Raw genomic sequence first — 11,117 nt, forward strand, 5'->3', positions numbered from 1 at the left:
TTATAACTCTCCTTTTTGATAAATGCTGATTTCCTTGGGCTTAATGTAAAACTCAATACGTGAACGATTATCCAGATTTCCAATTACGAAAGAGTCTTCCTCTATTTGTCCATCGTATTCAATACCTTCTTTGAAGTATTTCATGATAAGTTTTTGACATTCCTGCAAACAGCAGGCAACTGCTTCATCTTTATCAAAGAACGATTTGACAATTGATTCTGTTTCCTCTCCTTCCCAGTCTTCTTCGTTTCTAATAACCGAGAAGACAACTGTTTTTACAGCACTAAGCGGAATTTCAATTGATTTATCTGATTCAATTGCTTCTGTAGGCTCCTTCCCTTGCTTTTCGAGCATTTTTACAATGTTTTCGCCGTAGTGATCCCCAAACTGCTCTAAGAACTCCTCACATGTCAATTCTGATAGGTTCTCTGCAAGATTCTGTGCTTCTGTTACAGCGTAGTGTTTTTTCCCCTCATCTGATAAATTTTGGTAGTATTTCACCTTTGGAGAACTTTCATCATGACACCAATCTTCTTTGAGAATTAAGTAATATTCTTCAAGAAATATGGCACTCTGTAAGTTTTTCAAATCTCTTTTTTCTAAAGTTTCATGTAATGGTTGCATGTTTATTCCTCCTGTTTTTGTAATTTCAGCGCTATGCAGTGCTAGTCGAAAGGCTGAATTTTTACCGTTTCGTTGCGGAGCTTTTACCATGCTCCAGAAAATGCACAAGGGCAGCGCCAGCTGTTCATTTTACCCTTGTGTATTTTCGAAGGTCCTTACGAGAAACAGGGTGAACTGACCAAAGGGAAGAAGCTTCGACCTGCTTTCGCAGTTAGGAACCGTGGGCAATGGTAAAAATGTAGCGCGAAATGGAAAAAATGGGTGATCTTGGAAACGGAAGCTGCAGGCGAATGTTTCCTACCGCTTTCTGGCCGGAAGAGTCTGAGCTATGCTCTGACGGCTCTGGTCTTGACCTGATACAATCCTTTTGCGAAAAGGGACCGGTGCTGACTGGCGTAGGCACGGAGCCACCAAAGCAAAGCGACTGGGAGAAGGAACGACTCCCTCAAAGCTTAGGTACCTGGCAGTCAAAAGAGAAAGCATTCCGGTCTGATCAAGGACCTACCGGACCGCTGAGAAGGAATGTCTTTCTTTCCCTCCAGCTGGAACAGCTGCAAATAAAAAAACTGCTTGAATAATGAAAAATTCAAGCAGCTTGTTCTATTCTTGTTTATTTATGTCTCCCAATCGATTCTGTTAACGGCCAATTCAAAGTCTGCGAATACGCCTAAAACTTCATACTGTTCTTTTTGGCTCAATTTATTGAACGCATTTACAACCCTTTTTTTCTTGTATTCAGTTGTGACAATCTCACATAATTCCATGATTGCAAAAAAGGGTTTTTTGTTCATTTCTATGGCTGTTTCGGTTAAATAAGTATAGACTACCTCCTGTTTTCTGTTTAATTCTATCCATGTCATGTTGTGGTGATCTAGCAGGTGGGCAGCCACCTCTTTTAAAATTTCGTATTGTTCTTTTATAGATAGTTTTCTGTAAGTATCCAGAATAACTGTGTAACCAAAACCGACTAAAATATTTTTATGAAAATCGTTGAGTGTGAAGAAAATAGACTGACTCCTGTTTTGTAGAGTAGTTTCTTTTAAATGCTCAAAAATAATAATCTGATCTTTTGTCATGGGCATATTTTTCAATAGATTTCCTGCCTTTCTTTTAAGAGTCTCAATCCTGAACATATCTACTTTTAATCAACTCAATTGATAAAATTACATACCCGTCTTTTACAAAGTCCTTTTCCTTCTCCTTCCTACCGAAAATTCCAACAATGATTGCGAAAACCATTGATCCGGTGTATTCCTTAGATTTTTGATCGAAACTCTGTAAGAGTAACAAGTCGTTGACTCGAAAGGGTCTATCATCTTTTCTGACCTCAAAAGTTTTAGATCCCAACTCTAAATCTCTGAAATAATCTGGATCAATTTTCAAATCATGGACTATTCTTTGGTTTTTGAATCGAATATCGTTCATGCTTCGACCCCTCTTCTCCAATCAAATATGTTTTCTGTTACTGTAGAATCCTTTTCAATTTCTGATAGGTCTGTACTTGTGTTATCCCAATTGAACGAAAATTTTCCATTCTTAAATGAAATGACACCATAAGTATCCCAGTAGTTATTCCAAAGACGATCATGTTCGTAAATTTCAATCCCTGCACAATCGTTTCGGCCAGAATATTGACATAAGGTTTCTCGGATAATTGGAATTGCTATGACTTTATTCTCCTTTTCACTGTAATATACAATTAGGTGGTTCCCCAAGCCTTCGTCTACATAGTAACCATATACCCATTCACCTGTCTTAATGCTTTTTGCTTTAAACTTGATTTCTCTCACTTCATATTCTCCTTTCGTATGTTTTTTTCTATTCTCCGGAGAGAAAATATCCAGTTGATCAAGAGCGCAATTACTAATAACTCAGGAATACTCATATCCAATCACTCGCTCCTTTCATTGCTATGATTGTGAACCGCTTTAATAATATGGGTAGGTGTTTCACGACTACAGAAATCCTCAAATTCTACATCTGTGCATTTTATAAGATAAGGTTTAACACTTAAAATCTGTTCTTCCTCGTTGCCTTCATACTCATTTGTGGAGTATATGACATGTGCCACATTTTCTTTTTCGATTACCTCGGCTGCAGACTTTCTTAATTCTCGCATAATACTTGAATAGTCTTCTTTACTTACGGTTTCCCAACCGGAATTTGGGCTTAGTATTCTAATTGTTTTTATCATTGTGTTCCCTCCAACACTAATTTTTTATATTTCAGCGCTATGCAGTGCTAGTCGAAAGGCTGAATTTTTGCCGTTTCGTTGCGGAGCTTTTACCATGCTCCAGAAAATACACAAGGGCAGCGCCAGCTGTTCACTTTACCCTTGTGTATTTTCGAAGGTCCTTACGAGAAACAGGGTGAACTGACCAAAGGGAAGAAGCTTCGACCTGCTTTCGCAGTTAGGAACCGTGGGCAATGGTAAAAATGTAGCGCGAAATGGAAAAAATGGGTGATCCTGGAAACAGGAGTGCAGGCGAACGTTTCCCACCACTTTCTGGCCGGAAGAGTCTGAGCTATGCTCTGACGGCCCTGGTCTTGACCTGATACAATCCCTTTGCGAAAAGGGACCGGTGCTGACTGGCGCAGGCACGAAGCCACCAAAGCAAAGCGACTGGGAGAAGGAACGTCTCCCTCAAAGCTTAGGTACCAGGCAGTCAAAAGAGAAAGCATTCCGGTCTGATCAAGGACCCACCGGACCGCTGAGAAGGAATGTCTTTCTTTCCCTCCAGTTGGAACAGCTGCAAATAAAAAGGATCACTTGAATTGTGTGGAATTCAAGCGGTCCTCTTTTCTGTTCCAGTTTTTTTGATACTGGCCGTTAATCTCAATTAATACTATTCTTCTAAATCCGGTCGATCTGTAAATTTATCTGAGCTGGAGCTGCAAAACGGGCAAAAGTTCAGACTGTTTTCATCATCACTAAAAACCTTAAATGATACTCCACATGCTAGACATTGCTGTGCGCCATCTACATTTATTAAATCGTTATGGTCATTCATGTTTTTAACCCCCTATTCCTTTGTGGATACATTGTCACATTCCCAATCTAACTCAGCTATTTCAACTGCTTTGTCTAATGCTGCTTCCAATGCTTCTTCTTCATTTTCTGCTTGAATTGTAAACGTTTCGCTACATTGTAAAGTAACCTTGTACTCCTTTAGCATTTTTCCACCGCTTTCTGGCAACTAGTGTTGTTTGTAGTTTTTTCTATCTTATTCTGACTTTCAAACCCTCCATAGAAACATTTCTGTAGCCAACAAGATAGTAGCCGTTTGTGTTACTCTCAACGGACGTTCGAACCCATATATCCTTATCGTAAAAATCATCATATATCAGTGCTTCAATCCTGCTGCCGCTGGTAAACTCATAGTAATTCTCAAGTTCAAAACGCCCATTTTCATTTTCACGAATAATTCCTTCTTTTTTTACTGGTGTTTCAAGGTATTGTACTAAATAATTGAAGTCTTCCAGTTTGTCAAAAGCCTTTCTCAGTTCATTGTAGGCTAACATTTCGTCTGGAGTAAAAGAATCAATGTCAATATCTTGGAAACTTTCTTCATTTTTGTACCCCAATTTTCGGAACGATCGCTCAATCTCTTCATTTAAAACTTTGCTTGCTGCAAGATATTCTTGAATTGTTTTCATTTGTTTTCCTTCTTTCGTCTTTTCTGTGTTGGCCGTTGCCCTGGTGTTGATAATTGTTCGTTTTCAAAAAAGTTATCATGGAAGATCCACAGTTGCTGTTGGAGAATTTTCTGGCTGCAGATAGAGAATTGTTTGTCATAAATCAATACTCAATTTCTTTCCCTTGTGCATTCCATGCACATTCATGTGTCTTATTGCTCTTAAAATAAGCAGCCATATCAGAGTCAACTGAGACATATCTAAACCATTCAATATCAAAAATATCGAATTCATATCTTTCGCTGTTCGAAGTGAAGTGTAAAGCCTGCTCATCATTAATAAGGTCTTGCACTAGCATAAGAGAAGAAACGTTCTCGTAGGTAACTTTCACCTGTTCGTCTCCGTTATCTTCGATCATGATACATAAAACTTTTTGTGTTTCCATTTGCTGTCCCTCCAGGTACTTGTTGTATTATTTTTTTAAAATGGAATACAACACTTCATTTAAATGTTTGATTAGTTGCTCTTCCTCAGCTATAGTAAATTGATTTTCTTCTCCAACAAAGTATGCTAAGGGTGTGATCGACTCGCAGTAATCGGTTTTGTTTATAGAAATTAACTCAATAATGTGCATTTGATCATTGTTGTTCGCAGATTCAACAGATTTTCCAATGTGTAAAAAGTTTGAATGTTTTCGCCTGTTGACAATGTCTAGTAAAGCCTCAACATTTGATTCTTGTTTGTAAATTATTGTTTTCATTTGTTATCCTCGCTTTCTGGGTACCTTACAAGTCTAAACTCATAACAGCAACGTCTTTGTCCTCTTGGGTGATTCCAATGTATCTTAATGTTTCACGTTGTGAAGAATGGTTCAGCAAATCTTGAATGATCTCAATGTCAATTCCATTTTTGTACAACGAATAACCAAACGTTTTTCTCATGGAGTGACTACCAATATTTTCTAAACCGATTTTCTTTGCTGCTTCACTCAAAATTCTCCAAACCTGTTCTCGGCTAATTGGTTGATCAATTCCCTTTCTACTGGTAAATAAATAGTGATCAAAGTTTTGAGTGGCCATTACTCCGGGGAAAAATTCTGTTACATATTCCAAGATTGCTTTTTTTAATTTGTTCGATATGATTATCGAATTATGTTTGCCGGTCTTTTTTTCTTTCATTTCTAAACGATCCTTAATGACTACCTTGTTTCGTGAGATAGTCAGAACATCAGATAATTTTAACCGACGTAAATCAGAAATTCTGTAAGCTGTGTTTATTCCGATTGAAAACAGCAGCACATTTCTTTGCCCCATTTTTCCAGCTGCTAAAATGGCCTTCATGTTGTCAATCTGTTTTCTATCTCGGATAGGTTCTACAATTTTCATGATTTTCACCTTTCTAATCGAATGTAACATAACTACATTATAACATAGTTTATGTTGCGTTCAAAGCTCTTGAAATAAAAAGGCTACTCACGAATGGTGAATTAGCCCTAGAGCCATAAGGGGTTTCTCATTTTCGCCAATGTAACACAATCCGATTGTGTTGCATTCGTTATCAACGATCTTTTTCAAAAAATTGATTCATTTCCGATACAGCAGAATCAGTCTTGTTATATAGTGTCGTCGCAAATCTGTTTCTAAGCTCTTTTGGGATAGCTGGATACATACGATACTTTTTTTTCAAGAGTATGTATTGATATCCCAGCAAAAAATTAGTGTAACATATCGGAAAATTTGCCTTTAGAAAGGATAGCATAAAATAGTCAATACTCACGAATATTTGCAAGTCTAATTCTTTGCCACCTAACACATCAATCATTCCCCAATTTGATTCTATATAATGATTCTTAAAGGTCTCTTTAATGGACTCTTGCTTATTTTTAGGAAAATGACTAATTGCAAAGAATTCTATCCAGGATAATGTGTAGGCACTTTGAGGATAAATGTATGTGTCCGGATCGATAAGAGTGCTATACCTTTCTCTTTTTATTGAGTTCAAATAGCTACGACCTCTAAATTTTTTTTTGTTCATAAACTCCTCCTTCTCAAGACTATTATTTCAATCAATTAAATCATTAACAGTGCATTTTAAGGCATGAGCTAGAGCTGCATACTCATAAGTCCTACGTGGTTTTGGACAAGCTGCAATACCTGTTTCAATGAATTCTATTGTTAGCTTCATATGTCCGGAGCAACCTGCCATAATACCTACTGCTGACTTTTCAGCTAATTCTAATATTGACAAATTAGCCTGTTCCCTTTTGGTTTGTAATTTTGACTTCATTGTGCCGTTCCTTTCCTCTGCGTTCTCGTTGTTTCTTCATTGTGTTGAATTATGGGTTTAAAAATCCTGCTTTTATAAGTTCGTAGTGTGCCTTAATGAGTCTTTCCATTGTGTGTGCTGGATAGTATCGCTTTTTATTTGGACTGTGTTTCTTTTCATGTTCAACAATCTGTTCCCACATAAGACGGGCTTCATCAGAAACTTTGCAAGTGATCTTGCTATTTAGGTGCGAACCTGATTTATCTAGGTTTGCACCTATTTCATCATTCTCTACCTCTAGGATCAATTCCTGTGTTTTTACTTTCGATTTCAATTGAAAATACCTCCTACTCTAATTAATTGTTGTGTCAGAGAGCAATTCTAAGAGCGTTTCAAAATATTTTTAACAGGATTGTACATAAAAACTTTTTAGACGTGCCTGTTCTTTTGTGCTAGAATCGTTATTTGTGAAAACTAGCAAATTATTAACACCCCCTCTATTGTTCGGGATCTATCTGCTTTTTCCGGGTGATCATTCACCTGCAGAACCTGTGTAACTAGGTTAAACACGAATGAAAAATCATGCCGGTTGTTCGGCCAACCTCTTAATCACGAATATTAGTTGATATACTCCAAATCCCTAGTTTGTTTTCTTTTGCCTGCTGCTCCTTCATTTCTAAATCTTTTAAGAATTTCGTGTTTTCTGAATCAATGTATGCAATTTTAGCCAATCCTTCTCTAATAAGAATTTCTTGTACCAAATTTCCATCAACAAAAACATAGGCCAAATATCTTGGTTCCCATTTTTTTGTATCTTCCAGGATTTTACCCTGGTCAAACATTAGTTCAACTTTCTTTGCATTTTCCAAAAGTTCTTTTGTTCGGTGACTAGCTTCTTTTCCGAAAGGCTGCACCTCCGTGTTGGGCTTAACAGTTTCTGGTGTATCAATGAGCAAGAAACGAACCATCATTTTTTCTCCATTATGAATAAATTCTGTTGTATCTCCATCAACAAATTTACTAATAGAAACGGTAATAAGCTCCTCTCTAGGAAGTTCCTTATTCCCAGATTCTTTACTTTGACTAAAAATTGTAGCAGCTGCTGCAAACAGGGTTAAAAATATTAAGCCTATCTTTTTTTTGTTCATGTTTCCCCTCCTTTATGACTCAATGTTATCGTTCTTACTATCACCTAGATTGGAATTTACTTCATCTAACGAGATTGCTGAACTAATAAGCAAACAGAAGCTGAGAAACATGTATGCAGTTGCTACATATGTGAGAACAAACGAGAATTTTATAAAAAATAGAACGTTCCCAGTAAGTGTTACAATGAACGTAATCGCTGAAATAACAGTATGCTTTGCTGCAGCATTCACTTGATCCAATGTTCGTTCAATTTCTTCTCTATCTTTTTTCATGGCTTTTATCTCCTATTTTCAAAATATGTACACAGGAAACAATGGCTTCCTGCTTCCGTAACATCAGATTTCATTTCAAAACCAATCACCACTGAGCGTTATAGTAACGTTTGGGTGTTCTTTAGTAAATCCCACTGCATCGGATTTTATTTCACCATTTAGAAATTTAGAAACTGTATCCAATGCTTTATAGTAAGTCACAGATTCATCGTTGTGTTTGTGTTGGGAAAATTCTAGTGCTTCTTGCTTGGTCATTACACAGTCAATGTCTGGAACGTCAGAGCAGGCTTCGAAATCATAAAATTGATTAAATCTATCAAGTACAACATATCCATTTTTTAACTTACTGTAGCATTGGCTGCAAAAAACTAGTTTGTTGTAATAGCGCCAATTACGTGATCTAAACCATTTCTTCGCAAGTCTTCTATTACTTATGAAGGAAGGAACAGGAAATATGTCACCATCATTATCTACTTCTGTTTCGCCTTCAAAAATGTAATTGCCCTCTGAAACAGTCTCTTCACATCTACAAAAATCGCATTTTTCCTGAAATAATTTAATCATATCAGTTCTCCTTTATAGTTTTTTATTAACTGGCTGCAAGAGACAAAAATCTCCTGCAGCTGTTGGCCATTAAAAAAACCAGAAAGGCATTTCTTCCGTTAGTTCTTCGATTACTTCATTCATTTTCCGCCACTCAAATAAATGCCCATCAAGAACGGTTAAATCGCCTAATTCCGGTATTTTGGGAAATGTAATATCCTTATCCTGAATGTATTCTCTACTGTACTCTTTCAATTCTCCCCATGTACATCTAGTTGTTGTATCAAGTTGATCGCAGGAGCCAATATCCAAGTTTGTCTGAGAACTGTAGAAATTTTCTGCTTCCTCTTGACTCCTTGCAATAATACAACCTTCATCATTTATCAAGTAAACATTTTTATCCATCTTTACCCCTCCTGTGCTTTCTCTTTTTCAGCATTTTTAGCGCGACGTTCTTCTGTTTGTTGTTTAGACTCCAGGGCTTTGAAGTTTGTGGCGTTGACGTACTTGTCATAGATAGGATTACCGTCCTTTGTGTAAGACGAAAAATCGTTGAAGCCTTCGATACGAACGGGGCTGCCTTTCGTAAGATAATCGGCCATATTGTCAGCGATTTTGTTTTTCTCAGTGGAGAATGCCTTGACAGTGACAGGGACGGATCTACCGGTCGGTGTAGTAGTCATAACAGTAATTTCAGTAACTGCTGTTCCTTTCTTAGTAAAATTAACGTAAGGATCTTTAGCCAAACGTCCTTCGATTGATACAAAATTATCCATTTTCATGTTGTTTTCCTTCTTTCACTTAATTATTTTTCAGTAGCTGCCTTTGAAAAGAACTCCAACTTTGCAAGGTATATTCTTTTCTTTTAAGAATCTACCAAGTGTCTTAGCATTAATACTTGCTTCTCGCAGGCTTTGCTTTTCTTTGAATATTTCTTCTTGTCCTTCCCCGAAACACTCTTCTACTAAGTCTTCAAATTGATTTTCTGGAACCAATACATGAATTACATGAGTACAAATGCCTTGTTTGTTCCACCTTACTTGAAAATAGGGTGAATCTTCCATTTTCCATTCACCTCCTTGCATATAGCTCTTTATCTCCTTTCTTAAATTTTTTATATTTCAGCGCTATGCAGTGCTAGTCGAAAGGCTGAATTTTTGCCGTTTCGTTGCGGAGCTTTTACCATGCTCCAGAAAATACACAAGGGCAGCGCCAGCTGTTCATTTTACCCTTGTGTATTTTCGAAGGTCCTTACGAGAAACAGGGTGAACTGACCAAAGGGAAGAAGCTTCGACCTGCTTTCGCAGTTAGGAACCGTGGGCAATGGTAAAAATGTAGCGCGAAATGGAAAAAATGGGCGATCTTGGAAACGAGAGCTGCAGGTGAACGTTTCCTACCGCTTTTCTGGCCGGAAGAGTCTGAGCTATGCTCTGACGGCCCTGGTCTTGACCTAATACAATCCTTTTGCGAAAAGGGACTGGTGCTGACTGGCGCAGGTACGGAGCCACCAAAGCAAAGCGACTGGGAGAAGGGACGACTCCCTCAAAGCTTAGGAACCTGGTAGTCAAAAGAGAAAGCATTCCGGTCTGATCAAGGACCCACCGGACCGCCGAGAAGGAATGTCTTTCTTTCCCTCCAGCTGGAATAATAGAAGGTTAGAAACTAACCTTCTATGTATTTTCATTCAATAACTTTAGGATATCCTTTGCAGGACTCTCTATTATGTGTCGCATGAATACTCTTGCAGCGATTGCTTGATACCCAAACCCACAATGTAAATCTAATGCTTTTTGTGCTTTCCGTTCTAACCACTCAAAATTTTCATACCCCATGAATCGGTTTATTTTACTCATGAATTTAGCTTCAAAAGCGTTCATTTTTCTTTCGCATGTGACCATTTGCTTACTCCTCTGTATTCCCCAAAAGGTTCATTTCAATCGTTTCATAGACTTGTCTTGTTTTTAGTCTTTTGAAAAAGACTAAATCAAAATGAGTTCGAAGTATTTGAATTTTTTCTCCTTTCTCCAAAATGAAGCCATCAATTATTATTTCTTTATTTAATGTGTAGATTTCTCCTTTTTCCATTGTTATTCTCCTTTTATTTTTTTAATTTTTGTAATTAAGTGCTATGCAGTGCTAGTCGAAAGGCTGAATTTTTGCCGTTTCGTTGCGGAGCTTTTACCATGCCCCAGAAAATACACAAGGGCAGCGCCAGCTGTTCACTTTACCCTTGTGTATTTTCGAAGGTCCTTACGAGAAACAGGGTGAACTGACCAAAGGGAAGAAGCTTCGACCTGCTTTCGCAGTTAGGAACCGTGGGCAATGGTAAAAATGTAGCGCGAAATGGAAAAAATGGGTGATCCTAGAAACGGGAGCTGCAGGCGAACGTTTCCTACCACTTTCTGGCCGGAAGAGTCTGAGCTATGCTCTGACGGCCCTGGTCTTGACCTGATACAATCCTTTTGCGAAAAGGGACCGGTGCTGACTGGCGCAGGCACGGAGCCACCAAAGCAAAGCGACTGGGAGAAGGGACGACTCCCTCAAAGCTTAGGTACCTGGCAGTCAAAAGAGAAAGCATTCCGGTCTGATCAAGGACCCACTGGACCGCTGAGAAGGAATGTCTTTCTT

Annotated in this window: 25 protein-coding genes; 3 read left to right on the forward strand and 22 right to left on the reverse strand. The window is 38.0% G+C overall.

Annotated features, from left to right (window positions below):
* Positions 1-624 carry a hypothetical protein gene (locus IW510_RS19190; protein ID WP_202062424.1) on the reverse strand — a complete coding sequence of 208 codons (624 nt, stop codon included), beginning with the start codon at positions 622-624 and terminating at the stop codon, positions 1-3.
* A gap of 248 nt (positions 625-872) precedes the next feature.
* On the opposite strand from IW510_RS19190, the gene IW510_RS19195 reads away from it, so the two are divergent.
* Positions 873-1,202: a hypothetical protein gene (locus IW510_RS19195; protein ID WP_202062425.1), complete on the forward strand. Its 330-nt coding sequence runs from the start codon at positions 873-875 to the stop codon at positions 1,200-1,202.
* A gap of 36 nt (positions 1,203-1,238) precedes the next feature.
* Here the strand turns inward: IW510_RS19195 and IW510_RS19200 are convergent, their stop codons facing one another.
* From IW510_RS19200 to IW510_RS19290, 19 genes are all read right to left on the reverse strand, one after another.
* A complete protein-coding gene (locus IW510_RS19200) occupies positions 1,239-1,700 on the reverse strand; it encodes a hypothetical protein (protein WP_202062427.1) in 462 nt (153 codons plus the stop codon).
* 43 nt (positions 1,701-1,743) lie between these two features.
* Positions 1,744-2,049, reverse strand: coding sequence for a DUF3850 domain-containing protein (locus tag IW510_RS19205; RefSeq protein ID WP_202062429.1), 306 nt, complete (start codon positions 2,047-2,049; stop codon positions 1,744-1,746).
* Positions 2,046-2,414: a YopX family protein gene (locus IW510_RS19210; protein ID WP_202062431.1), complete on the reverse strand. Its 369-nt coding sequence runs from the start codon at positions 2,412-2,414 to the stop codon at positions 2,046-2,048. The genes IW510_RS19205 and IW510_RS19210 overlap by 4 nt, the downstream gene beginning before the upstream one ends.
* A 101-nt stretch (positions 2,415-2,515) precedes the next feature.
* Positions 2,516-2,818, reverse strand: a complete 303-nt coding sequence (locus tag IW510_RS19215) for a hypothetical protein (protein ID WP_202062433.1) — start codon at positions 2,816-2,818, stop codon at positions 2,516-2,518.
* Between the two features lie 652 nt (positions 2,819-3,470).
* The gene (locus tag IW510_RS19220; RefSeq protein WP_202062435.1) at positions 3,471-3,635 is read right to left on the reverse strand and encodes a hypothetical protein; all 165 of its coding nucleotides are present in this window, start codon (positions 3,633-3,635) and stop codon (positions 3,471-3,473) included.
* A gap of 12 nt (positions 3,636-3,647) precedes the next feature.
* Positions 3,648-3,800: a hypothetical protein gene (locus IW510_RS19225; RefSeq protein WP_202062437.1), complete on the reverse strand. Its 153-nt coding sequence runs from the start codon at positions 3,798-3,800 to the stop codon at positions 3,648-3,650.
* 43 nt (positions 3,801-3,843) lie between these two features.
* A complete protein-coding gene (locus IW510_RS19230) occupies positions 3,844-4,281 on the reverse strand; it encodes a DUF5348 domain-containing protein (protein WP_202062439.1) in 438 nt (145 codons plus the stop codon).
* A 142-nt stretch (positions 4,282-4,423) separates the two neighbouring features.
* Positions 4,424-4,705 (reverse strand): hypothetical protein, encoded by a 282-nt coding sequence (locus IW510_RS19235; RefSeq protein WP_202062441.1) that lies wholly within the window; start codon positions 4,703-4,705, stop codon positions 4,424-4,426.
* Between the two features lie 27 nt (positions 4,706-4,732).
* On the reverse strand, positions 4,733-5,020 hold the full coding sequence (locus tag IW510_RS19240) for a hypothetical protein (protein WP_202062443.1): 288 nt from the start codon (positions 5,018-5,020) through the stop codon (positions 4,733-4,735).
* Positions 5,021-5,045: 25 nt separating this feature from the next.
* Positions 5,046-5,645, reverse strand: coding sequence for a site-specific integrase (locus tag IW510_RS19245; protein ID WP_202062445.1), 600 nt, complete (start codon positions 5,643-5,645; stop codon positions 5,046-5,048).
* A 172-nt stretch (positions 5,646-5,817) separates the two neighbouring features.
* Positions 5,818-6,294 carry a hypothetical protein gene (locus tag IW510_RS19250; RefSeq protein WP_202062447.1) on the reverse strand — a complete coding sequence of 159 codons (477 nt, stop codon included), beginning with the start codon at positions 6,292-6,294 and terminating at the stop codon, positions 5,818-5,820.
* A gap of 27 nt (positions 6,295-6,321) precedes the next feature.
* Positions 6,322-6,546: a hypothetical protein gene (locus tag IW510_RS19255; protein ID WP_202062449.1), complete on the reverse strand. Its 225-nt coding sequence runs from the start codon at positions 6,544-6,546 to the stop codon at positions 6,322-6,324.
* 49 nt (positions 6,547-6,595) lie between these two features.
* Positions 6,596-6,859 carry a hypothetical protein gene (locus IW510_RS19260; RefSeq protein ID WP_236674825.1) on the reverse strand — a complete coding sequence of 88 codons (264 nt, stop codon included), beginning with the start codon at positions 6,857-6,859 and terminating at the stop codon, positions 6,596-6,598.
* Positions 6,860-7,130: 271 nt separating this feature from the next.
* Positions 7,131-7,673 carry a thermonuclease family protein gene (locus tag IW510_RS19265; protein WP_202062450.1) on the reverse strand — a complete coding sequence of 181 codons (543 nt, stop codon included), beginning with the start codon at positions 7,671-7,673 and terminating at the stop codon, positions 7,131-7,133.
* A gap of 12 nt (positions 7,674-7,685) precedes the next feature.
* Entirely contained in the window at positions 7,686-7,946 is a 261-nt protein-coding gene (locus IW510_RS19270; RefSeq protein WP_202062452.1) for a hypothetical protein, read from the reverse strand.
* Between the two features lie 75 nt (positions 7,947-8,021).
* Positions 8,022-8,510, reverse strand: coding sequence for a hypothetical protein (locus IW510_RS19275; RefSeq protein WP_202062454.1), 489 nt, complete (start codon positions 8,508-8,510; stop codon positions 8,022-8,024).
* A gap of 69 nt (positions 8,511-8,579) precedes the next feature.
* Positions 8,580-8,894, reverse strand: coding sequence for a hypothetical protein (locus IW510_RS19280; protein ID WP_202062456.1), 315 nt, complete (start codon positions 8,892-8,894; stop codon positions 8,580-8,582).
* 2 nt (positions 8,895-8,896) lie between these two features.
* Complete coding sequence (locus IW510_RS19285) at positions 8,897-9,271, reverse strand: single-stranded DNA-binding protein (protein WP_202062458.1); 375 nt, start codon at positions 9,269-9,271, stop codon at positions 8,897-8,899.
* Positions 9,272-9,301: 30 nt separating this feature from the next.
* A complete protein-coding gene (locus IW510_RS19290; RefSeq protein ID WP_202062460.1) occupies positions 9,302-9,553 on the reverse strand; it encodes a hypothetical protein in 252 nt (83 codons plus the stop codon).
* A gap of 299 nt (positions 9,554-9,852) precedes the next feature.
* Here IW510_RS19290 and IW510_RS19295 point away from each other — a divergent pair, with 299 nt between their 5' ends.
* Positions 9,853-10,053, forward strand: a complete 201-nt coding sequence (locus tag IW510_RS19295) for a hypothetical protein (RefSeq protein WP_202062462.1) — start codon at positions 9,853-9,855, stop codon at positions 10,051-10,053.
* 106 nt (positions 10,054-10,159) lie between these two features.
* On the opposite strand, the gene IW510_RS19300 is transcribed toward IW510_RS19295, so the two are convergent.
* Positions 10,160-10,387 carry a hypothetical protein gene (locus tag IW510_RS19300; RefSeq protein WP_202062464.1) on the reverse strand — a complete coding sequence of 76 codons (228 nt, stop codon included), beginning with the start codon at positions 10,385-10,387 and terminating at the stop codon, positions 10,160-10,162.
* 4 nt (positions 10,388-10,391) lie between these two features.
* Positions 10,392-10,574 carry a hypothetical protein gene (locus IW510_RS19305; protein WP_202062466.1) on the reverse strand — a complete coding sequence of 61 codons (183 nt, stop codon included), beginning with the start codon at positions 10,572-10,574 and terminating at the stop codon, positions 10,392-10,394.
* Positions 10,575-10,832: 258 nt separating this feature from the next.
* On the opposite strand from IW510_RS19305, the gene IW510_RS19310 reads away from it, so the two are divergent.
* On the forward strand, positions 10,833-11,117 hold a 285-nt coding region (locus IW510_RS19310; RefSeq protein WP_202062468.1), incomplete at its 3' end, for a hypothetical protein.

It is taken from the genome of Enterococcus sp. BWR-S5 (assembly GCF_016745255.1).
Lineage (GTDB): Bacteria > Bacillota > Bacilli > Lactobacillales > Enterococcaceae > Enterococcus_L.

Coding starts and splice junctions, on each gene's coding strand:
- IW510_RS19190 (WP_202062424.1), bottom strand. CDS start 624: ATGCAACCATTACATGAAACTTTAGAAAAAAGAGATTTGAAAAACTTA.
- IW510_RS19245 (WP_202062445.1), bottom strand. CDS start 5,645: ATGAAAATTGTAGAACCTATCCGAGATAGAAAACAGATTGACAACATG.
- IW510_RS19230 (WP_202062439.1), bottom strand. CDS start 4,281: ATGAAAACAATTCAAGAATATCTTGCAGCAAGCAAAGTTTTAAATGAA.
- IW510_RS19285 (WP_202062458.1), bottom strand. CDS start 9,271: ATGAAAATGGATAATTTTGTATCAATCGAAGGACGTTTGGCTAAAGAT.
- IW510_RS19270 (WP_202062452.1), bottom strand. CDS start 7,946: ATGAAAAAAGATAGAGAAGAAATTGAACGAACATTGGATCAAGTGAAT.
- IW510_RS19280 (WP_202062456.1), bottom strand. CDS start 8,894: ATGGATAAAAATGTTTACTTGATAAATGATGAAGGTTGTATTATTGCA.
- IW510_RS19215 (WP_202062433.1), bottom strand. CDS start 2,818: ATGATAAAAACAATTAGAATACTAAGCCCAAATTCCGGTTGGGAAACC.
- IW510_RS19290 (WP_202062460.1), bottom strand. CDS start 9,553: ATGGAAGATTCACCCTATTTTCAAGTAAGGTGGAACAAACAAGGCATT.
- IW510_RS19300 (WP_202062464.1), bottom strand. CDS start 10,387: ATGGTCACATGCGAAAGAAAAATGAACGCTTTTGAAGCTAAATTCATG.
- IW510_RS19305 (WP_202062466.1), bottom strand. CDS start 10,574: ATGGAAAAAGGAGAAATCTACACATTAAATAAAGAAATAATAATTGAT.
- IW510_RS19220 (WP_202062435.1), bottom strand. CDS start 3,635: ATGAATGACCATAACGATTTAATAAATGTAGATGGCGCACAGCAATGT.
- IW510_RS19255 (WP_202062449.1), bottom strand. CDS start 6,546: ATGAAGTCAAAATTACAAACCAAAAGGGAACAGGCTAATTTGTCAATA.
- IW510_RS19200 (WP_202062427.1), bottom strand. CDS start 1,700: ATGACAAAAGATCAGATTATTATTTTTGAGCATTTAAAAGAAACTACT.
- IW510_RS19275 (WP_202062454.1), bottom strand. CDS start 8,510: ATGATTAAATTATTTCAGGAAAAATGCGATTTTTGTAGATGTGAAGAG.
- IW510_RS19195 (WP_202062425.1), top strand. CDS start 873: ATGGAAAAAATGGGTGATCTTGGAAACGGAAGCTGCAGGCGAATGTTT.
- IW510_RS19205 (WP_202062429.1), bottom strand. CDS start 2,049: ATGAACGATATTCGATTCAAAAACCAAAGAATAGTCCATGATTTGAAA.
- IW510_RS19265 (WP_202062450.1), bottom strand. CDS start 7,673: ATGAACAAAAAAAAGATAGGCTTAATATTTTTAACCCTGTTTGCAGCA.
- IW510_RS19235 (WP_202062441.1), bottom strand. CDS start 4,705: ATGGAAACACAAAAAGTTTTATGTATCATGATCGAAGATAACGGAGAC.
- IW510_RS19250 (WP_202062447.1), bottom strand. CDS start 6,294: ATGAACAAAAAAAAATTTAGAGGTCGTAGCTATTTGAACTCAATAAAA.
- IW510_RS19240 (WP_202062443.1), bottom strand. CDS start 5,020: ATGAAAACAATAATTTACAAACAAGAATCAAATGTTGAGGCTTTACTA.
- IW510_RS19225 (WP_202062437.1), bottom strand. CDS start 3,800: ATGCTAAAGGAGTACAAGGTTACTTTACAATGTAGCGAAACGTTTACA.